Genomic DNA, 18908 nt, shown 5'->3' with positions numbered 1-18908 from the left:
TCCATGGACCTCACCCTGAGCCTGTCGAAGGGCGAGGTCCACGCTACGCCTGACGCATCCACGCTGCGACCGCCCAGGCATGGGCGTCGTGGCGCAGGGCGACCACCGCGTCGCGCGGATCCAGCCAGACCAGTTCATGGTCGTCCTCGACCTTGAGCGAGGGCTCGAACCCGACCTGCCGCGCGACATGCACGCCGCCGCAATTGCGAACGGGCTGACCGTCCGACCTCAGGAAGTGCTGCGAGACCTCGACGATCAGGCGATCGACCGCGACCACCAGGCCGGTCTCCTCGCCGAACTCGCGCACGACGGCCTGGGGTTCGGTCTCCTCGCCGTCCACCGCCCCGCCGGGCAGGTCGAAATAGGGCGGCTTGGCGGGTTTGGAGACCCGCACCAGGGCGATCTGTCCCTGGGCGTTCTCGACGACGCCGAAGGCCGCCGGGCGATCGAGATAGTCGAGCCCCGGCGCCGCCTTGCCGAACGACAGCAAGTCGTCAGTCCTTGCCGTAGAGATCGAACCACGGATCGGCCTTGCCGCTCTCGACGTCGGCGACGCTGATCTCGGGGCGATAGCCGATCTTGCCGTTGGCGCTTTCGCGCCAGGCGTCGGTCACCAGGTCGCGCAGGGCCGCCGCGCCGGCCGCCAGGCGAGCCTGGGTGAAGGCCTTGCCCTTGGCGTCGGTCTCGACCATGCCGCCGGCCTTTTCCAGCTGGTACAGCGGCTCGGTCTGCTTCCAGGTGTCGGTCAGATAGCTGACGATGCGGGTCTCCACCGAGCAGGCGCAGGCCTTGTAGGCCGGGATCAGCGCCTGGACCTGGGCCTCGTCGCCCGAGGCCTTGGCCAGCGGGCCCTCGAAGTTGAAGTGGGTCGAGCGGGCGTTGGTGTAGCCGTTGGGGTTCGGATAATCGCCCCAGCCGTTGTAGTGCACCGACAGGTGCAGCGGCTGGCTGCCATCGCCGACATAGTGCGCCCAGACGCCCAGGTCGCGGATCAGCAGGTCTTCGCGACGCTTCAGGTCGGCCGAGTAATAGGCCTTCTTGGTGGCGTCGGTGGTCTGCTTCTCGGCCGCCACCAGAATGCGCCAGTAGGTAAAGTCCTTCACCAGCTGCTGATAACCGTCGATCATGGCGTAGGGCAGATAGCCGGCCTTCCAGCTGTCGACGCCGGCCGCGCGCAGGGCGGTCTCATAGTCGGCGCGGGTGGGCGGCAGGGTCTCGACCGTGAAAGCCGGGCCGCCAAACATCTTGCCCTGGTCGTCGACGTCCAGGAAGTGGGCCGCATCGCGGTCGGTGTCGTGGACCTTGCCCGCGCCCTTCCAGCGGTCGGGCTCGCGGGCGTATTCGCCGATCGCCGCGATCGCCGTCGGCGTGCGCACGAACGCGGGCAGGTCCGACGGGAAGTTCTTGGCCCCCAGCACCCCGACCAGGCGATGGCCGGACGAACCCCAGGCCAGGGCCGAATTGGCCGGCGCGGCTAGGGCCGCGGCGATGGCGAGGACTTTCAGGCTGGACGACAAGCGAGACGACAGACGCGACATGCGAACTCCGGCGAAATCTTAGAGACCGAGCGCCGCTTCGACCCGGCCGACCCAGGCCTTCACGGCCGGATACAGCGAGAGATCGAAGCCGCCCTCGTGAGCGACCCGGGTGTAAGCCACCAGCGCGATATCCGCCAGAGTGAGCCGCTCGCCGACCAGATAGGGCGTCTGTTTCAGCTGTGTTTCCAGGCGGGCCAAGGCGGCCCCGCCGCGCTCGACCAGCTTGGCGTCCAGTTCCTCGATCGCCTTGCCCAGATAGGTGACGTGGAACCGGGCGACGGCGACATAGGGCTCGTGGCTGTACTGCTCCCAGAACAGCCACTCGTGCATCTTGGCGCGGTCATAGGCGTCGGAGGGGATCAGCACCGAGCCCTCGGCCAGGTGAAGCATGATGGCGTTGGACTGGGCCAGGGCGCGCCCGTCCTCGAGGATCACCGCCGGGACTTGGCCCGCCGGGTTCATGGCCAGGAACTCCGGGGTCCGCGACTCCGACTTCAGGATGTCGACCTCGATCCAGTCGAACGGCAGGCGCAGCCGCTCGGCGGTCCACTTCACCTTCAGGCAGTTGCCCGAGATCGAGTCGCCGAAAATACGCAAGGTCATGCCGGTTCCTTCTGTGAAGCTTCCGAAAGGCAAAAATCGACGCCGTTACGGCCAAGTTTCAAGCGCTTGATCTCATGACTAATTTTCGCCCAGCGAGCGAGCCCCGCCGCGACAAGATCGCCTCAAGGGTTGTCACAGGAGCGTGATCCGACTATCCAAACCCCGCCCGACAGATACGCCGATAAGAGGAATACCTCGATGCGTCGCACGCTCGCCGGATTTTTGGCCGTCCTGGCCATGTCCACCGCTCTCCCCGCCTTCGCCGCCGACTCGGACTCCGGCCCGAAATCCGACCCGCTCGGCGACCTGATCACGGGCGCCCTGACCGGCACCATTCCAGGCTCGCTGGAATGGAAGATGAAGGCGACGATGTACCACGCCGGCGCCAAGGGCATCCGCGCCCTCGACTCGCTGGGCTGCCGCGTCGCGGCGATGCGCACCGTCGCGGTGGACCCCAAGGTGATCCCGCGCCGCACCGTCCTCTTCATCAAAGAAACCGTCGGCCTGCCGATGCCCGACGGCGGCGTCCACGACGGCTACTGGTACGCCTCCGACATCGGCGGCGCGATCAAGGGCCTGAAGCTGGACCTGTTCAGCGGAACCGGCGCCTCGTCGATGAAGGCGCTCTCCGGCGTCAACCTGACCAACCTGTCGGTCAGCAAGGTCGGCGAGTTCAAGGGCTGCCCGCCGGAATAAGCGTCGCGCCTTGCGCTCGGCCAAGCTTCTCCTAACCTGACGACCGATCGAGCCTGAAGGCTCCGGAGGTCTCATGCGTTCTTCCAGCCTGCTGGCGCTGCTGTCGCTCGTCGCCCTCGCCGGCTCGCCAGCCCGCGCGGCTGACGACCTCCCCCGCCTGAAGGCCCGCGCCGCCAAGGTCGAGATCGTCCGCGACGACTGGGGCATCGCCCACATCCACGGCAAGACCGACGCCGACGCCGTGTTCGGCATGGCCTATGCGCAGGCCGAAGACGACTTCAACCGCGTCGAGACCAACTTCATCACGTCGTTGGGCCGTACGGCCGAGGCTGACGGCGAGAAGGCGATCTGGAGCGACCTGCGCCAGAAGCTGTTCATCGATCCGGTGGTCCTGAAGGCCGACTACGCCAGGAGCCCCGCCTGGCTGAAGGCGCTGATGAACGGCTGGGCCGACGGCCTGAACTTCTATCTCGCGACCCATCCTGCCGCGAAGCCGCGCACCATCACGCACTTCGAGCCATGGATGGCGCTGAGCTTCTCGGAAGGCAGCATCGGCGGCGACATCGAGCGTGTGCCCCTCAGCCAACTGGAAGCCTTCTATGGCAAGCGCCAGTTGGCCATGACGACCGACGAGAAGGGCCTGCTCTTCAAGGAGCCCACCGGCTCGAACGGCTTCGCCATCGCTCCTGAAAACACCCTGGCCGGTAACGCCCTGCTGCTGATCAACCCGCACACCTCGTTCTTCTTCCGCTCCGAGATGCAGGTGGCCAGCGACGAGGGCCTCAACGCCTACGGCGCCACCACCTGGGGCCAGTTCTTCATCTACCAAGGCTTCAACGCCAAGGCCGGCTGGATGCACACCTCCAGCGGCGTCGACGTGGTCGACGAGTTCGCCGAAACCATCGTCGAGAAGGACGGCCAGCGCTTCTACAAGTACGGCAAGGACCTGCGGCCGCTGACGAGCGACGTCATCACCGTGCCGTACAGGGCCGCCGACGGGACGATGGCCGAGCGCAGGTTCACCGTTTTCCGCACCCATCACGGCCCGATCATTCGCGAGGCTGACGGCAAGTGGATCAGCATCGCCCTGATGAACAAGCCGGTGGCGGCGCTGGAGCAGTCGTTCCTGCGCACCAAGGCCACCGACTATGCGTCGTTCATGAAGGTGGCGCAGCTGAAGGCCAACTCGTCCAACAACACCATCTTCGCCGACAGCAAGGGCCAGATCGCCTATCTGCATCCGCAGTTCATCCCGCGCCGCGACGACCGCTTCGACTACACCCAGCCGGTCGACGGCTCGGACCCGGCCACCGACTGGAAGGGCCTGCACGCCCTGAACGAAGCCCCTCACCTGCTGAACCCCAAGACCGGCTGGATCTTCAACACCAACGACTGGCCGTATTCGGCGGCGGGCCCCTACAGCCCCAAGAAGGCCGACTATCCCAGGTACATGGATACGTTCGGCGAGAACCCGCGCGGGATCCACGCCACCCGGGTGCTGACGGGCCGCAAGGACTTCACCCTGCCCGGCCTGCTGGGCGCGGCCTATGATCCCTACCTCACCGCCTTCGCGCGGCTGGTCCCGACGCTGGTCGCCGCCTACGACGCCGCCCCCGCCAACGAGAAGGCCAGGCTGGCCGATCAGATCGCGCTGCTGAAGGCCTGGGACTTCCAGTGGTCGGCCAAGTCGGAAGCCACCTCCCTGGCGGTGTTCTGGGGCGAAGCGATGTGGACCACCGCCGCGCCGGCCGCCAAGGCCAAGGGCGTCAATGTCTATGACTACATGGCCGATCAGATGACCGGCGCGGAGAAACTGAAGGCGCTGGCGCAGGCCTCTGATCGCCTGACGACGGACTTCGGCGACTGGCGCACGCCCTGGGGCCAGATCAACCGCTTCCAGCGCCTGACCGGCGACATCGTCCAGCCGTTCAACGACGACGCCCCCAGCATCCCGGTGCCCTTTGCCTCGGCCCAGTGGGGCTCCCTGGCCTCGTTCGGCGCCAAGCGCTGGCCGGGGACGCGGAAGTACTACGGCACGTCGGGCAACAGCTTCGTCGCCGTGGTCGAATTCGGCGACAAGGTCCGCGCTCGTGCGGTGTCGGCTGGTGGGGAGAGTGGCGACCCGAGTTCACCGCACTTCAACGACCAGGCGCTGAGGTACAGCCAGGGGAACCTGCGGGAGGTGTATTTCTATCCGGAGGATCTGAAGGGGCACATCGCTCGGACCTATCGGCCAGGGCAGTAGCGCGCCCTAGCCGTCCTTCTCGCGCAGCAGCACGGGAGCCGTCGTCACGGTCTTGACGCCCTCGTGAGTGGCGATGGCGTCTCGGGCGACGTTAACGGCGTTCATGTCCGCGCCCCAGATCTCGACGATCAGGTCGATCTCGCCAGCCACCGACCAGCAGCGGCGGACGGCCGCCATCGCGACCAGATCGGCGACCGCCCCGCAGTCGGGCGTCGCCTTCAGCCGCACCATCAGGATCGCCGAGACGCCCGGAGCCGTCAGCCCCAGCCGAGCGCCGTAGCCGACGATCAGGCCACCACCCTCCAGCCGTGCAATGCGTTCGCGCACCGAGCTGCTGGCGAGACCGACCGCGCCGGCGATGGTCTTCAGCGGCAGACGTGCATTGTCGCGTAGCAGCTCCAGTATGGCGTGGTCCTTGGCGTCCATCGGCGGCGGCGCTCGAAACAGCGGTGAAACCGTCGATCGGACGGCGGCCGGCCGCGCCGGTTCAAGGCACAGTTTCCGGAGTCGCCTCACCTCACAAGAAACCGGCCTCACAAGAAACCGATGGACCGCCGCCTATTCACCCTCGCCGCCCTGGCCCTGACGGCCGGCGCTCCCGCAGGAGACCTCATGCATCGTCCGATCAATCCCACCGGCCTCAGCTATGCCGACGCCCATGAGGTCATCGCCGGATCGCGGATGGTATTCGTGAGCGGCCAGGTGCCGGAGGACGCCAAGGGCTATGTGCCGGAAAGCTTCGCCGACCAGTGCCGCCTGACCTATGAGAACGTTGAACGCCAGTTGAAGGCGGCGGGCATGACCCTGGCCAACCTGGTGAAGATCACGGTCTTCCTGTCGGATCGGAAGTATCGCCAGGGCCATTACGAGGTGCGCAAGGCGATGCTGGGCGAGCTATCGCCGGCCATGACCATCATCATCACCGGCATCTATGACGAGAAGTGGTTGCTGGAGATCGAGGCGGTCGCCGCCGACTAAATGTCGCCGCCCACGTTGGGCGCCGCTCCAGGGGCCCGGGCCACGTGGATCCCGCACTCGGTCTTTTCCTGACCCGCCCAGCGGCCGGCGCGGACGTCCTGGCCTTCCTCGGCGGGTTGGGTGCAGGGCCAGCAGCCGACCGACGGGAAGCCCTGGGCGACCAGCGGGTGGGCCGGCAGGTTGTATTCGGCGATGTAGCTGTCCAGCTCGGCCTTCGACCAGTTGGCCAGCGGGTTGAACTTGATCTTGCCCTCTGCCTCCTCGACCACCGCCAGACGCAGGCGATCGCCGCCGTGGAAACGCTTGCGGCCGGTGATCCAGCCGTCGAAGCCGCCCAGGGCGCGGTCCAGCGGCAGCACCTTGCGGATGTTGCAGCAGGCGTCGATGTCGCTTCGCCACAGGTCGGACTTGGGATCCTGGGTGGCGATGTCGGCGAAGGCCGGGCGCAGGTCGCGCACGTCGGTCAGGCCCAGCTGGGCGGCCAGCGACTTGCGGTAGTCCAGCGTCTGGCCAAACAGCATGCCGGTGTCGAGGAACAGCACGCTGATGTCGGGCGAGACCCGTGAGGCCAGGTGCAGCAGCACGGCTGACTCCGCCCCGAAGGACGAGACCAGGGCCAGCTTGTCGCCGAAGGTCTCGTGGGCCTTGCGCAGGATAGTCAGCGGATGGGCGTCGCGCAATTCGGCGTCCAGCCGGGCCGCCAAGCTGGGCGTGGCATCCGTCTGGTCGTACGCCATCACGCAGTCCTTTCCTCATAGGCGACCTGACGATCGTCGGCCGCACGCTGATAGACATGGCGGAAGCGGCTGGCGGCCTTGGTCCAGGCTTCGGGACTGGCCCCGTCGGCGGGCTCGAAGGCGTCCATGCCGCAGCGGATCATGAAGCCGGCCTGCTCCTGCAGCACATCGCCGACCGCCCTCACCTGGCCGGTGAAGCCCAGCCGCTCGCGCAGCAGGCGGGCCGAGGTGTAGGCGCGGCCGTCGCGGAACTTCGGGAAGGCCACGGCCACCACCGCCAGGCGCGGCAGGTCATAGGCCAGGGCCTCGACCTCCTCGTTGGACTCGATGCGCACCCCGACCTTGCGGCTGTTGGACGACAGCAGCGCGTCGCCCTCGGCCTGGAAGCGGGTCAGGGACAGGATGACATCGCCGGTTTCCGGGATCGCGTCCTCGTCGGTGACGTGGACGAAGCTGTCGTCGGCGAAGGCGGCGACGCCGTTTTCGAGCTTAATCAGCTTGGGCATAGACCGCCTCCTTGAAGGGCTCGAGGCCGACGCGGCGATAGGTGTCGAGGAAGCGCTCCTCGCCGGTGCGGATGCCGAGATAGGCCTCGACCAGGGTGTCGATGGCGCCGGCCACCTTGTCGGCCGGCAGGGCCGGGCCGAGGATCTTGCCGATCGAGGCGTCTTCCGCGCCCGACCCGCCCAGCGACAGCTGGTAGAATTCCTCGCCCTTCTTATCGACGCCCAGGATGCCGATGTGGGCGACGTGGTGGTGACCGCAGGCGTTGATGCAGCCGCTGATCTTGATCTTCAGCTCGCCCACCTTCTCGGCCCGGTCCTCATCGGCGAACTTGGCCGCGATGTCCTGAGCGATCGGGATGGCGCGGGCATTGGCGAGCGCGCAGTAGTCCAGGCCCGGGCAGGCGATGATGTCGCTGGCCAGGTCGATATTGGCCGTCGCCAGGCCGGCTGAGGCCAGGGCCGCATGCACGGTCGGCAGATCGTCCAGCTTGACGTGCGGCAGGACCAGGTTCTGGGCGTGGGTCACGCGCACATCGTTCAGGCCATACTTTTCAGCAAGATCGGCGACGAGGTCGAGCTGGTCGGCCGTCGCGTCGCCCGGCGTCTGGCCCTGGGCCTTCAGCGAGATCTCGACGATGGCGTAGCCGGGCTTCTTGTGCGGCTTGACGTTGTTGCGGGCGAAGCGCTGCAGGGCCGGGCTGGCGGCCTTGGCGGTTTCGAAGACGTCCGACACGGCCGGCAGGGTCTCGAACGGCGTCTGGGCGAAAGCGCCGCGGATGCGGGCCAGTTCGTGGTCCGGCAGATCGGCGCGGGCGGCGTCGATCTTGGCCCATTCCTCTTCTACCTGGCGGCCGAATTCCTCGGCGCCCAGAGCGGCGACCAGGATCTTGATGCGGGCCTTGTAGATGTTGTCGCGGCGGCCGTGGCGGTTGTAGACGCGCAGGACGGCTTCCAGGTAGCTCAGCAGGCGCGAGGCCGGCAGGTGCTCCTTGATGGTCGGGCCGACATAGGGCGTGCGTCCCTGGCCGCCGCCGACGATCACCTCGAAGCCCAGCGAGCCATCGCGCGCCCGGCGCAGCATCAGGCCGATGTCGTGCACCTTGGCCGCCGTGCGGTCCTGGACCGAGCCGGTGATGGCGATCTTGAACTTGCGCGGCAGGTACGAGAATTCCGGGTGCAGGGTCGACCACTGGCGGATCACTTCGGACCACACGCGCGGGTCGTCGATCTCGTCGGCGATGGCGCCGGCATAGGGGTCGGAGGTGGTGTTGCGGATGCAGTTGCCGCTGGTCTGGATCGCGTGCAGGTCGACCTGGGCCAGGGCGTCGAGGATGTCCGGCGCATCCTTCAGCTTCACCCAGTTGAACTGGATGTTCTGACGCGTGGTCATGTGGCCGTAGCCCTTGTCGTAGGTCCGGGCGATCCAGGCCAGGCGACGCACCTGCTCGGCGTTCAGCGAGCCGTAGGGGATGGCCACCCGCAGCATATAGGCGTGCAGTTGCAGATAGAGGCCGTTCATCAGCCGCAGCGGCTTGAACTGGTCCTCGGTCAGGTCGCCCGACAGGCGGCGCTGCACCTGGCCGCGAAACTCGTTGGAGCGGTCGGTCAGGAACTCGCGGTCGATGACGTCGTACTGGTACATCGTTACTTCCTGCGGATCAGGTCGACACGGCCGGTCGAGCGGGCCGCGCCGTGGGCATGGCGCAGGGCGTCGACGACGTCGCCGCCCTCGGCCTGCTTGCCGTGCGTGGGTTCGTTGGTGGGGCCCAGGGCCCGGATGCGTTCGCGATAGCTGACCGGGGCCCAGTGGCCTTCAGACTGTGTCAGGTCGATCGGATAGACGTCGACCACCACGGTCGGCTGGCCCTTGCCCGTGGCGACGGCGGCTTCGACGCCGGTCTCGTCATTGTCGAACAGCTGGGCGTCGCCGAAGCGGTCGACCCACTGGCCGGCGTTCCAGAACACGACCTCGCCGTCGAGCAGGCGATTGGCGGTGATGGCTTTCATGAGCGACCCGAACCTTGGGAAATTGAGGAGCCGACCTCGCCCTTCGACAGGCTCAGGGTGAGGTCTGCCGATGCGCCCAGGACAACCTCATCCTGAGCCTGTCGAAGGACGAGGGTGTCCGCCGCGACGTCGGCCATGGCCATGGCCTCGCCGACCATCAGCAGCGCCGGGCCCTTCAGGCCCTCGGCGGCCGAGGCCAGGTCGGCCAGGGTGGTGAGGATGCGGCGCTCGTCGGCGCGGCTGGCGTTCTCGACGATCAGGGCCGGGGTCGCGGCGGAGCGGCCGGCGGCGGTCAGGCGCTCCGCGATCAGGCCGGCGGTGGAGACGCCCATATAGACGACGACGGTCTGGTTCGGCCGCGCCAGGGCGGCCCAGTCCAGGTCCGGCTCGCCGTGGGCGGCATGGCCGGTGACGAAGGTCACGGCCTGGGCGCTGCCGCGGTGGGTCAGGGGCGCGCCGGCGCTGGCCGAGGCGGCCAGGGCGGCGGTGACGCCCGGGACGACATGGCATTCGATCCCGGCCGCACGGCAGGCGGCCAGCTCCTCGCCGCCGCGCCCGAACAGGAACGGATCGCCGCCCTTCAGGCGCACGACGGTCAGGCCCTCCAGGGCCAGGGCGACCAGCAGCTGATTGATGTCGTCCTGCGGCAGGGTGTGGCGCGACTTGCGCTTGGCCACGTCGATGCGCTGGGCGTCGTCGCGCGCCAGATCGAGGATCTCGGGCGACACCAGGCCGTCATGCACGACCACGTCGGCGGCGCGCAGGGCGTTGAAGGCGCGGAAGGTCAAGAGGTCCGGATCGCCGGGGCCCGCCCCCACCAGATGCACGACGCCAGGCGCGCGCGCGGCCGCGTTCCCGCCGATGACGACGAGACCGGATTTGCGGTTACGGGCCGGAAGCCGGGACATGGGGTATCAGAACCTCTATCAACGCGGTCGGGATAAACCCGTGGAACGCAAGACGGGGCGGACTGTTAGGTCCGCCCCGCGCGCGCAAGCCGGTGAAAAGGGCCAATCCACCAGCGAGCCCTTGCAAACTGGGCTCGGGCGGTCCAATTCGCAAACAAGGACTTCTGCCGGGGCGTTCAGTAAAACTCATGGAAAGACAGACCGAGCGACGCAGGCTGCCGCCGTTGAACGCCCTCCGGGCGTTCGAGGCCGCCGCGCGCCATCTGAACTTCAGCCGGGCCGCCGACGAGCTTTCGGTGACGCCGGGCGCCGTCAGCCAGCAGATCCAGAACCTGGAAGACTATGTCGGCGCGGCCCTCTTCAAGCGCACGCCCAAGGGCCTTTTGCTGACCGACGCGGCCCAGACGGCCCTGCCCGCCCTGCGCGAGGCTTTCGACCGCCTGGCCGAGGCCGCGTCCCTGCTGACCGCCGCCGTCGACGGCCGCCGCCTGACCCTGACAGCCGCTCCATCCTTCGCCGCCAAGTGGCTGGTGCCGCGCCTGGGCAAGTTCGAACAGGCCCAGCCCCAGGTCGACGTCTGGCTGTCGGCCGGCATGGAGGTCGTCGATTTCGCGGCCGGCGAGGTCGACCTGGCGATTCGCTACGGCTCGGGCCGCTACCCGGGCCTGGAGGTTATCCGCCTGCTCAGCGAGACCGTCGTGCCGGTGGTCAGCCCAGACCTGCTGGCCGAGAACCCGCTGAACGCGCCCGAGGACCTCGCCCGCCATATCCTGCTGCACGACGGCTCGCCCGACGCCGACGACAGCTGCCCCGACTGGGCCATGTGGCTGGCGGCGCGCGGCATGCGCACCATCGACGGCTCGCGCGGCCCGCGCTTCAACCAGTCCAGCATGGTCATCGAGGCCGCCGCCAACGGCCGCGGCGTGGCCCTGGCCAAGCGCACCCTGGCCCAGGCCGACCTCGACGCCGGCCGCCTGGTGGTGCCGTTCGAGATCGCGACCGCCGTCGACTTCGCCTATTACGTCGTCCACCCCAAGGCCAAGGGCCGCCTGCCTCAGGTGAAGGCGTTCGTGACCTGGCTGAAGGCCGAGGCGGAAGCCCACGAAGCGGCCCTGCTGACCATGGACAACGGCTCGGGGATCTAGTTTCCCCGGCCCGCCAAACCGGCTTAAAGGGACCCATGATCAAGACGACTCTCACGGTCGACGAGCGCCTCGTCCCCGCCGATTGCCAGACCATGCTCGACGTCCGTCAGGGCGTCGACGCGCTGGACCGGGCCCTGGTGGCCCTGCTGACCGAGCGCCAGGGCTACATGGACGCCGCCGCCCGCATCAAGCCCGACCGCTCCAAGGTCTTCGACCGCGCGCGGATCGAGGACGTGGTGGACAAGGTGAAGGCCGCCGCGCGGGAGTCGGGGCTGTCGGAGGCCATCGCCGAGCCGGTGTGGCGTACGCTGGTCGACCGCTGCATCGCCTATGAGTATGCGAGCTGGGATCGGACGAAGGGGTAGTTTCGGCAACCGCCGGACGCCCCCTCCGTCTCGTCGCCTGTCGGCGCCGATCCACCTCCCCCGCTTCGCATGGGAGGAGGAGATCAGCGGCCTTCCTCCTCACCCGTGAAACGGGGGAGGTGGCGCGATGCGAATACGCATCGTGACGGAGGGGACGTCCGGCGTCGAAAACTACCTGTTCCCCCCGATCAGATCGCCGATCTCGCCGAGGATCGAGCCCTCGCCCCGATTGCCGCCCTGCCCGCCGGCCGCCTGCAGCATCCGGCCCGCCAGACGCGAGAACGGCAGCGACTGGATCCAGACCTTTCCGGGACCGCGCAGGCGGGCGAAGAACAGGCCCTCGCCGCCAAACAGCACGCTCTTGACCCCGCCGGCCATCACCAGATCGAAGTCGACGCTGGGGGTGTAGGCGGCCAGGCAGCCCGTATCGATGTGCAGCTCCTCGCCGGGCGCCAGTTCGCGCTCGACCAGGGTGCCGCCCATCTGCACGAACACCCAGCCGTCGCCTTCCAGCTTCTGCATGATGAAGCCCTCGCCGCCGAAGAGGCCCGTCATCACCCGGCGCTGGAAGAAGACGCCGATCGACACGCCACGCGCGGCGGCCAGGAAGCTGTCTTTCTGGCAGATCAGCTGGCCGCCCAGCTGGCCGAGGTTCAGCGGCAGGATCGAGCCGGGGGTCGGCGAGGCGAAGGCGACACGCGCCTTGCCCTGTCCGGTGTGGGTGAAGACGGTGGTGAACAGGCTCTCGCCGGTGACCAGGCGCTTGCCCGCGCCCAGCAGTTTGCCCATGAACCCGCCGCCGCCACCGTCCGAGCCGTCGCCGAACACGGTGGTCATCTGCACGCTGGCGTCCTTCCAGACGAACGAGCCGGCTTCGGCCACCGCGCTCTCGCCGGGATCCAGCTCGATCTCCAGGAACTGCAGCTCCTGGCCCTTGATCTCGAAGTCGATGTCGTCGGCGACGCTGGCGTTGCGCTCGTGATGCCAAGGGCTCGGGGGCATGGGAAGGCTCCTAGATTGAACTGCCCGCAGCTTAGGCGCGCGACGCGCTGACCGCCAATTACACATCCTTAAATTGCCCCGCGGCCGACGCAATGCTCCGGTAGCTGCACCGTCGTCATCAGGCGCGCCGGTCGCTGGAGTTCAGTTCGCATGGTCCCCGTCGCCCTCGCCGCCGCCTTGGCCCTCGCGGTCGCGCCGTCCCAGGCCCCGGTCGAGGCGATCACCAACGGCCTGCTGCCGGCCGTGTCGATCAAGGGCCAGCCGCCCCTGAAGCGCACCCTGGCCGACGAGATGAAGGCGCTGCACGTGCCCGGCGTCGCCATTGCGGTGATCCAGGACGGCCGCATCGCCTGGGCCCAGGGCTTCGGCGTGATCCGCGAGGGCGGCCCGCCGGTTCAGGCCGACACGCTGTTCCAGGCCGCCTCGGTCAGCAAGCCGGTGGCCTCGATGGTCGCCCTGAGCCTGGTCCAGGAAGGCCGCCTGTCGCTGGACGCCGACGTCAACGCCACGCTGAAAAGCTGGAAGCTGCCGTCGAACGCCTTCACCGCCGCGACGCCGGTCACCTTGCGCGCCCTGCTCTCCCACACCGCCGGGACCACCGTGCACGGCTTCGCCGGCTATCCGGCGGGCGTCCCCGTCCCCACCCTGGTCCAGGTGCTCAACGGCGAGGCTCCCGCCAACTCCAAGCCCGTCGTCGTCGACCAGACGGTCGGCGCCGAGTACCGCTATTCCGGCGGCGGCTATTCGATCATGCAGCAGATGGTCGTCGATGCGACGGGCCAGCCGTTCGAGGCGGTGGCGGCGCGAGCGGTGCTGAAGCCGGCCGGCATGACCTCCAGCGGCTACGACCAACCGCTGTCGCCCGAACGCCTGGCCAAGGCGGCCATGCCGCACGACGCGAAAGGCGCCCCCATCGCAGGCGGGCCGCACGTGTATCCCGAGCTTGCGGCGGCCGGCCTGTGGACCACCGCCCCGGACCTCGCCCGCTTCGTGATCCAGGTGCAGAAGGCCGCTCGTGGGGAAGCCGGCGGCGTGCTGTCGCCCCAGACGGCCAGGACGATGCTGACGCCCATCAAGGGCGGCTATGGCCTGGGCCTGAACATCGCCGGCGTCGGACCCGAGAAATACTTCGGCCACGACGGCTCCAACGCCGGCTTCAAGGCCACGATGATCGGCTATCCGTCGGGCGACGGCGTGGTGATCCTGACCAATGGCGACCAGGGCTATCAGCTGGGCCAGGAGATCGTGCGCGCGGTGGCGGCGGCCCGGGGCTGGCCGGATTTCCACCCGATCGAACGGATCGCCGTCAGCCTGGCGGCCGACGCCCAGGCGCCCTTCGCCGGGACCTTCACGATCAAGGACGTCGGCGACTTCACCATCCGCCGGCAAGGCGACGGGCTGGTCGCCGAGATCTGGAAGGGCGTGCTCGATCCGCTGATCCCGCAATCGACCAGCAGTTTCTTCGTGGTGTCGCAGGACCTGACCCTGACCTTCGACGGGCCCGATCGCGGGACCATCGTGCTGGGCGACTTCAAGGCCCCCTTCGAACGCGCCAAGGCCCAGTGACGATCGCCAAGCCAGGCTGTTGACCCACGGCGCGGTTCGCGCACCATCGGCGCCATGATCCGAACCGTCATCCTGTGGGCGCTGGTTCTGGCCGTGGCGGCCTTCGCGCTGCAATGGCTAGAGTACCGCTTCCTGGTCCGCGCCATTCCCGGCCAGGTTTATATCGGCCTGATCGGCACGGCCTTCGCCGCCGGCGGGGTGTGGGTGGGCTGGAAGCTGGCGGCGCGGCCCGTCACGGGCGGCTTCCAGCGCAACGACCTGGCGCTGAAGGCCCTGGGGTTGACCGGCCAGGAGGTGCGGGTGCTGGAGCGCCTGGCCGCCGGCCAGTCGAACAAGGAGATCGCCAAGGTGCTGGGCCTGTCGCCCAACACGGTCAAGACCCACATCGCCAACCTGTTCGGCAAGCTGGACGTCAGCCGCCGCACCCAGGCGATCCACAAGGCGCGGGAGCTGCGGCTGATCCCATGACCGCCTCACCCGAACAGCCGAACCGGACGATCTCACCCTTTCGGGCGATACCTTTCGCGCCGCCGCCACGCCACGGTTAGGCTTCCTTTCCAGGCGTCGCATGAGGGAGCCGACACCATGACCCGCACCATCCTGACCTACGGCCTGATCTCGGGGCTCGTCATCATCCTGGGCATCATCGCCACCACCGTCTCGTCCGGCGGCGACGCGCCCCATTCCAGCGTCTGGCTGGGCTATCTGATCATGCTGGTGGCGCTGTCCTCGATCCTGGTCGGCGTGCGCCAGCATCGCGACCAGGTGCTGGGCGGAGTGATCAAGTTCACCACCGCCGCCCTGCTCGGCCTCGGCATCGCCCTGGTGGCGAGCCTGGTCTATGTGCTGGTCTGGGAGGTCTATCTGGCCCTCACCCACTACCGGTTCATGGACCAGTACGTCGCCAGCGCCCTGGCGGCCAAGCGCGCCGCAGGCGTCACGGGCGAAGCCTATGCCAAGGTCGTCGCCGAGATGGAGGCCATGCGCGTGGCTTACCAGAACCCGCTCTACCGGATGCCGATAACCTTCGCCGAGATCTTCCCGGTCGGCCTGCTGGTGGCCCTGGTCAGCGCCGTCCTGCTGCGCAATCCGCGCTTCCTGCCGGCGAAGGCGCACTTGGCCTAGGCGGCGACCGGAGCGGCGCGCCCGCGCCGCTTCACCCGCGCCTTGCGCTTCTTGAGCCATATGACCACGCCCGTGACACTGAGCGCGGCGACCACCAGGCCGACGAACGAGATCAGGATGCGGCCCGGCAGGCCCAGGATGCGGCCCGAGTGCAGCGGGAACTGCGCCTGGACGAAGATGTCGGCGGCCGTGCCCACCCAGGGCTGACGATCGCCGATCAGGCGGCCGTCGCCGCCCTCGTAATAGAGATAGGGCGGGCCGACGCCGGCCGCGCCATGGTCGCCGCCGGGCGCAAAGAAGCCCGCGCCATAGATGCCGTATTCCTTCGAATAGAACAGCGCGCCCACCGGCTCCTTCCAGCCGCGCTTGGCGCCCTCGGCCTGGGCCGTCCGGAGGATCTCGGCATAGGTCTTCTTGGCCATGATCGGCGAATTGATGTCGGCCGGCTTGCGCAGGTCGAAGGGGCTGGGCGTCACCTTCGAGATCTTCGACATCACCGGATAGAACACCTCGCTGTAGAGGTTCAGCGAGAAGGCGGTGAAGGCCACCGTGAACAGCACGCCCCACAGCCAAAGGCCAAAGGCGCGGTGGATGTCGAAATTGATCCGGTAGGCGCTGGCCTTGGTCTTGATCAGCCAGGCGGGTTTCCAGCGGCTCCAGAAGCCCTTCTGGGCCTTGGTCGAGGTCGGCCTGGGCGGCAGGGTCAGGTAGAAGCCGACGAAGCAGTCGATCGTCCACAGCACCGCCACGACGCCCAGCAGCCAGATCCCCCAGCGGTCGACACCCCACAGGGCCGGGATGTGCAGGGTGTAGTGCAGCACATAGAGGAACGAGACGAAGGTCTCGCGCGTGATCGGCCAGACCGCGCCCCACTCGCGCCGGCCTTGCTCCGCGCCCGTCGCCGGATCAATGAAGACCTGATTGTAGTGCGGCTCGAACAGCTTGCCGGTGGCGGGATTGACCCGGGGCTCGACGCCGAAGGCCAGGGTGCCGCCCGCTTCAGGTTCCAGAGGCAGCCAGGTCACCTGCACGCGCGGGTCGCGCGCCTCGATCGTCTTGGCTAGGTCGAGCGCCGACAAGGCCGCCCCCTCGCCCTTGGACTGGGCGTACATCAGGTGCGGGTTCAGCACGTCGTCAAGCTCGTGATCCCACGAGATCACCGCGCCGGTCACGCCGGAGATGAACAGGAAGCCCGCGATGAACAGGCCCACCCAGCGGTGGATGAAGGTCAGGGCCGGACGGGGGCTGAAGGCCGCCCGGCCCCTGCGCGCCGTCTCGCCCAAGGGGCCAGACGCGACGGCGGCGCTGTCGAGATCGGTCGCCGCGTCCCGCGCGGCCTGCGCCTGAGTGCGTCTCAGCTGCGGGAACACGGCGATCTCCGACTTAGAAGCTGTAGTCCAGGCGCACCGACGCGCTGCGCGGCGCGGCGTAGTACGACTGGTTCCACATCAGGCTGGTGTAATAGGTCTCGTCGAACAGGTTCTTGACGTTGAGCGTGGCGCGAACCTTGTCGGCCAGCTTCACGCTGGCCATCACGTCGACCACGGCATAGGCGTCCTGCTCGACCAGGACGATGTCCTGCACCGAGATGTCGTCCTGCCAGCGCACGGCAGCGCCCAGCTTCAGGTCGCGCAGGGCCGGCACACTGTAGGTGGTCGACAGCTTCAGGGTCTTGCGCGGCAGGTAGGTGCGCACGTCATTGCCGTCGGGATCCTCGACCGACAGCGAGGTCCAGCCGCCCGACACCGTCCACTTGTCGGTGATCGCGCCGCTGACTTCCAGCTCGTAGCCCTTCACCTGGGTGTCGATGCCGGCGTAGTAGCTCTTGCCGTCGGCGAAGGTGCCCGCGTACTCGGCCAGGTTCTTCTGCTCGGACTTGAAGACCGCGGCGGTGGCGTACAGGCGCTTGCCGAACCACTCGCTCTTGATCCCGCCCTCGTAGCTCGTGCCCTTGGCCGGATCGAGACGGACATGGTTTTCGTCCACCTCCGACTGCGGATTGAAGATGTCGGTGTAGCTGCCGTACAGCGACACGTTCGGCGTCAGGTCGAAGGTCGCGCCGGCATAGGGGCTGACCTTGGATTCCGACCGCGACTGGTCGGCGCCATAGGAATAGCCCGTCGACTTCAGGTCGATGGCGCTGACCCCGACGACGGCCTTGAGACGGTCGGTCAGGTTCAGGTGCGCGGCGCCGTAGGCGCGGTTCAGGCGATCGGAGCCGTCGGCGGCCAGATAGGCGCCCGGATAGGTCGGCTCGGCCACCTGCTGGATGCCCCAGGTCCCGATCGCGGGATAGGTGGGATAGGTCTCCGAGAAGTTCTCCCACTCCTTGCCCGTGCCCTTGGCCGAGCTGGCGCCGAAGACCAGCTCATGCTTGCGGCCCAGGACCTCGACCGGGCCCGAGATCGTCGCGTCGAACAGGTTCTGGCGATATTCCGACGGATAGATCCCCGTCATGCCGGCGACGCCCAGACCGGTGGTCTTGTCGGGGTTGCCGAAGGCGTAGAGCAGCTTGGCCTGCTCGTCGAAGCTCTTGTGGGTGTAGGTCGCCTTGGCCTTCCAGCCGTTGTCGAAGGCGTAGCTGGCTTCCAGGAAGGCGCTCTGGTCCTTGGTGTCCCAATAGGTCCAGTCGGCCGAGGTCGAGGCCGAGCGCGAATAGGGGATCTTCGTGCCGTCAGAATAGACCAGCGGCAGCGCGCCCCAGAGGACGCCGGTCGCCAGGTTGTCCTGGCGCGAATAGCCGACCGTGGCGTTGAACTTCGGCGTCAGGTCCCACGACAGCACGCCGTAATAGACGTTCCGGTTGACCTTGTAGTGGTCGAGATAGGAGTCGCTGTCCTCGTTGGCGTAGACGAGGCGGCCGGTGACCGTGCCCGAGGCGTTCAGCGCGCCCGAGACGTCGGCCTCCAGCCGCTTGTCGCTCCACGAGCCGTACGAGGCCGAGGCGGTGGCCTGGAAGTCCTTGGTGGGACGCTTGCGGATGTAGTTGACGGTCGCCGACGGGTTGCCGGTGCCGGTCATGATGGCGTTGGCCCCGCGGATGACGTCGACGCGATCGAACAGCGCCGTGTCCAGCGAACCGAACTGGATGCCCCAGATCAGCGGCAGGCCGACGCCGTCGACCTGGAAGTTGGTGATGTCGAAGCCGCGCGCGTTGTAATAGGTCCGGTCGGTCTCGACCTTCTCGACATTGACGCCCGTGACCATCGACAGCAGGTCGTTGACGTTGTTGAGGGCGAAGTCCTGGATCTGGGCCCGCGAGACCACGGTCACCGACTGCGGCGTCTCGCGCAGGCTGAGGTCCAGACCCGTCGCGCCGGCCGAGCGCTTGGCCCGCTCGCTTTCCACCAGAACCTGGCTGACCGCGTTCGACTCGCTGGTGTTGTCGACCGCGACCTCGTCGGCGGCGTGGGCTGCGCCCAGGAACGGCGTGAACGCCAGGACGGTCGTCGCGAAGAGAGCGGCGCGAACGGACATGAGAAACCCA

General features: G+C 68.0%; 20 protein-coding genes. 8 read left to right on the top strand and 12 right to left on the bottom strand.

All coding sequences use genetic code 11. The annotated features are described in order from the left end of the window. Positions 1–43: 43 nt before the first annotated feature. Genes AC1RUS_RS02555 through AC1RUS_RS02545 form a run of 3 tightly spaced genes read right to left on the bottom strand, consistent with a single transcriptional unit; the run spans position 44 to position 2141 of the window. Positions 44–490: an NUDIX domain-containing protein gene (locus AC1RUS_RS02555; protein WP_492912704.1), complete on the bottom strand. Its 447-nt coding sequence runs from the start codon at positions 488–490 to the stop codon at positions 44–46. A 4-nt stretch (positions 491–494) separates the two neighbouring features. Next, positions 495–1538 carry a S1/P1 Nuclease gene (locus tag AC1RUS_RS02550; RefSeq protein ID WP_492912702.1) on the bottom strand — a complete coding sequence of 348 codons (1044 nt, stop codon included), beginning with the start codon at positions 1536–1538 and terminating at the stop codon, positions 495–497. 18 nt (positions 1539–1556) lie between these two features. Then, entirely contained in the window at positions 1557–2141 is a 585-nt protein-coding gene (locus AC1RUS_RS02545; RefSeq protein ID WP_492912700.1) for a glutathione S-transferase family protein, read from the bottom strand. Positions 2142–2339: 198 nt separating this feature from the next. Between AC1RUS_RS02545 and AC1RUS_RS02540 the strand changes: the two genes are divergently transcribed. Together AC1RUS_RS02540 and AC1RUS_RS02535 are read left to right on the top strand one after the other, a co-directional pair. Then, a complete protein-coding gene (locus AC1RUS_RS02540) occupies positions 2340–2837 on the top strand; it encodes a 3D domain-containing protein (protein ID WP_492912698.1) in 498 nt (165 codons plus the stop codon). A gap of 73 nt (positions 2838–2910) precedes the next feature. Next, complete coding sequence (locus AC1RUS_RS02535) at positions 2911–5082, top strand: acylase (protein WP_492912696.1); 2172 nt, start codon at positions 2911–2913, stop codon at positions 5080–5082. A 6-nt stretch (positions 5083–5088) separates the two neighbouring features. Here AC1RUS_RS02535 and AC1RUS_RS02530 read toward each other — a convergent pair whose 3' ends face one another. After that, positions 5089–5508 (bottom strand): Lrp/AsnC family transcriptional regulator, encoded by a 420-nt coding sequence (locus AC1RUS_RS02530; RefSeq protein WP_492912694.1) that lies wholly within the window; start codon positions 5506–5508, stop codon positions 5089–5091. A 120-nt stretch (positions 5509–5628) separates the two neighbouring features. Here AC1RUS_RS02530 and AC1RUS_RS02525 point away from each other — a divergent pair, with 120 nt between their 5' ends. Beyond that, entirely contained in the window at positions 5629–6060 is a 432-nt protein-coding gene (locus tag AC1RUS_RS02525; RefSeq protein ID WP_492912692.1) for a RidA family protein, read from the top strand. Here the strand turns inward: AC1RUS_RS02525 and AC1RUS_RS02520 are convergent. The 5 genes from AC1RUS_RS02520 to cobA are packed head-to-tail and all read right to left on the bottom strand — an operon-like array spanning position 6057 to position 10218. Continuing rightward, a complete protein-coding gene (locus AC1RUS_RS02520; protein ID WP_492912690.1) occupies positions 6057–6797 on the bottom strand; it encodes a phosphoadenylyl-sulfate reductase in 741 nt (246 codons plus the stop codon). The two genes, AC1RUS_RS02525 and AC1RUS_RS02520, sit on opposite strands and share 4 nt — an antisense overlap. Then, positions 6797–7303 carry a DUF934 domain-containing protein gene (locus AC1RUS_RS02515; protein WP_492912688.1) on the bottom strand — a complete coding sequence of 169 codons (507 nt, stop codon included), beginning with the start codon at positions 7301–7303 and terminating at the stop codon, positions 6797–6799. The genes AC1RUS_RS02520 and AC1RUS_RS02515 overlap by 1 nt, the downstream gene beginning before the upstream one ends. Next, the gene (locus tag AC1RUS_RS02510) at positions 7287–8945 is read right to left on the bottom strand and encodes a nitrite/sulfite reductase (protein ID WP_492912686.1); all 1659 of its coding nucleotides are present in this window, start codon (positions 8943–8945) and stop codon (positions 7287–7289) included. The genes AC1RUS_RS02515 and AC1RUS_RS02510 overlap by 17 nt, the downstream gene beginning before the upstream one ends. 2 nt (positions 8946–8947) lie before the next feature. Then, complete coding sequence (locus AC1RUS_RS02505) at positions 8948–9310, bottom strand: DUF2849 domain-containing protein (RefSeq protein ID WP_492912684.1); 363 nt, start codon at positions 9308–9310, stop codon at positions 8948–8950. Then, positions 9307–10218: a uroporphyrinogen-III C-methyltransferase gene (cobA, locus tag AC1RUS_RS02500; RefSeq protein ID WP_492912682.1), complete on the bottom strand. Its 912-nt coding sequence runs from the start codon at positions 10216–10218 to the stop codon at positions 9307–9309. Before cobA ends, AC1RUS_RS02505 begins: the two co-directional genes overlap by 4 nt. A gap of 188 nt (positions 10219–10406) precedes the next feature. On the opposite strand from cobA, the gene gcvA reads away from it, so the two are divergent. Together gcvA and AC1RUS_RS02490 are read left to right on the top strand one after the other, a co-directional pair. After that, entirely contained in the window at positions 10407–11363 is a 957-nt protein-coding gene (gene gcvA / locus AC1RUS_RS02495; RefSeq protein WP_492912680.1) for a transcriptional regulator GcvA, read from the top strand. Between the two features lie 35 nt (positions 11364–11398). Next, positions 11399–11728 carry a chorismate mutase gene (locus AC1RUS_RS02490; protein ID WP_492912678.1) on the top strand — a complete coding sequence of 110 codons (330 nt, stop codon included), beginning with the start codon at positions 11399–11401 and terminating at the stop codon, positions 11726–11728. 171 nt (positions 11729–11899) lie between these two features. On the opposite strand, the gene AC1RUS_RS02485 is transcribed toward AC1RUS_RS02490, so the two are convergent. Next, complete coding sequence (locus AC1RUS_RS02485) at positions 11900–12796, bottom strand: TIGR00266 family protein (protein ID WP_492912676.1); 897 nt, start codon at positions 12794–12796, stop codon at positions 11900–11902. Between the two features lie 84 nt (positions 12797–12880). Here AC1RUS_RS02485 and AC1RUS_RS02480 point away from each other — a divergent pair, with 84 nt between their 5' ends. The 3 genes from AC1RUS_RS02480 to AC1RUS_RS02470 all read left to right on the top strand — a co-directional run bounded on the left by AC1RUS_RS02480 (position 12881) and on the right by AC1RUS_RS02470 (position 15421). Beyond that, a complete protein-coding gene (locus AC1RUS_RS02480; protein ID WP_492912674.1) occupies positions 12881–14296 on the top strand; it encodes a serine hydrolase domain-containing protein in 1416 nt (471 codons plus the stop codon). Positions 14297–14350: 54 nt separating this feature from the next. Continuing rightward, positions 14351–14764 carry a response regulator transcription factor gene (locus AC1RUS_RS02475; protein WP_492912672.1) on the top strand — a complete coding sequence of 138 codons (414 nt, stop codon included), beginning with the start codon at positions 14351–14353 and terminating at the stop codon, positions 14762–14764. 117 nt (positions 14765–14881) lie between these two features. Next, positions 14882–15421, top strand: a complete 540-nt coding sequence (locus AC1RUS_RS02470; protein WP_492912670.1) for a DUF4199 domain-containing protein — start codon at positions 14882–14884, stop codon at positions 15419–15421. On the opposite strand, the gene AC1RUS_RS02465 is transcribed toward AC1RUS_RS02470, so the two are convergent. Together AC1RUS_RS02465 and AC1RUS_RS02460 are read right to left on the bottom strand one after the other, a co-directional pair. Then, a complete protein-coding gene (locus AC1RUS_RS02465; protein WP_492912668.1) occupies positions 15418–16791 on the bottom strand; it encodes a PepSY-associated TM helix domain-containing protein in 1374 nt (457 codons plus the stop codon). The two genes, AC1RUS_RS02470 and AC1RUS_RS02465, sit on opposite strands and share 4 nt — an antisense overlap. A 13-nt stretch (positions 16792–16804) precedes the next feature. After that, complete coding sequence (locus AC1RUS_RS02460; RefSeq protein WP_492912666.1) at positions 16805–18898, bottom strand: TonB-dependent siderophore receptor; 2094 nt, start codon at positions 18896–18898, stop codon at positions 16805–16807. Positions 18899–18908 lie beyond the last annotated feature (10 nt).

The sequence above is a fragment of the Caulobacter sp. GW821-FHT10F06 genome (assembly GCF_058809215.1).
This window is presented reverse-complemented; position numbering and strand designations above follow the sequence as displayed.

Coding starts and splice junctions, on each gene's coding strand:
- AC1RUS_RS02550 (WP_492912702.1), bottom strand. CDS start 1,538: ATGTCGCGTCTGTCGTCTCGCTTGTCGTCCAGCCTGAAAGTCCTCGCC.
- AC1RUS_RS02545 (WP_492912700.1), bottom strand. CDS start 2,141: ATGACCTTGCGTATTTTCGGCGACTCGATCTCGGGCAACTGCCTGAAG.
- AC1RUS_RS02540 (WP_492912698.1), top strand. CDS start 2,340: ATGCGTCGCACGCTCGCCGGATTTTTGGCCGTCCTGGCCATGTCCACC.
- AC1RUS_RS02535 (WP_492912696.1), top strand. CDS start 2,911: ATGCGTTCTTCCAGCCTGCTGGCGCTGCTGTCGCTCGTCGCCCTCGCC.
- AC1RUS_RS02530 (WP_492912694.1), bottom strand. CDS start 5,508: ATGGACGCCAAGGACCACGCCATACTGGAGCTGCTACGCGACAATGCA.
- AC1RUS_RS02525 (WP_492912692.1), top strand. CDS start 5,629: ATGGACCGCCGCCTATTCACCCTCGCCGCCCTGGCCCTGACGGCCGGC.
- AC1RUS_RS02520 (WP_492912690.1), bottom strand. CDS start 6,797: ATGGCGTACGACCAGACGGATGCCACGCCCAGCTTGGCGGCCCGGCTG.
- AC1RUS_RS02515 (WP_492912688.1), bottom strand. CDS start 7,303: ATGCCCAAGCTGATTAAGCTCGAAAACGGCGTCGCCGCCTTCGCCGAC.
- AC1RUS_RS02510 (WP_492912686.1), bottom strand. CDS start 8,945: ATGTACCAGTACGACGTCATCGACCGCGAGTTCCTGACCGACCGCTCC.
- AC1RUS_RS02505 (WP_492912684.1), bottom strand. CDS start 9,310: ATGAAAGCCATCACCGCCAATCGCCTGCTCGACGGCGAGGTCGTGTTC.
- cobA (WP_492912682.1), bottom strand. CDS start 10,218: ATGTCCCGGCTTCCGGCCCGTAACCGCAAATCCGGTCTCGTCGTCATC.
- gcvA (WP_492912680.1), top strand. CDS start 10,407: ATGGAAAGACAGACCGAGCGACGCAGGCTGCCGCCGTTGAACGCCCTC.
- AC1RUS_RS02490 (WP_492912678.1), top strand. CDS start 11,399: ATGATCAAGACGACTCTCACGGTCGACGAGCGCCTCGTCCCCGCCGAT.
- AC1RUS_RS02485 (WP_492912676.1), bottom strand. CDS start 12,796: ATGTGTAATTGGCGGTCAGCGCGTCGCGCGCCTAAGCTGCGGGCAGTT.
- AC1RUS_RS02480 (WP_492912674.1), top strand. CDS start 12,881: ATGGTCCCCGTCGCCCTCGCCGCCGCCTTGGCCCTCGCGGTCGCGCCG.
- AC1RUS_RS02475 (WP_492912672.1), top strand. CDS start 14,351: ATGATCCGAACCGTCATCCTGTGGGCGCTGGTTCTGGCCGTGGCGGCC.
- AC1RUS_RS02470 (WP_492912670.1), top strand. CDS start 14,882: ATGACCCGCACCATCCTGACCTACGGCCTGATCTCGGGGCTCGTCATC.
- AC1RUS_RS02460 (WP_492912666.1), bottom strand. CDS start 18,898: ATGTCCGTTCGCGCCGCTCTCTTCGCGACGACCGTCCTGGCGTTCACG.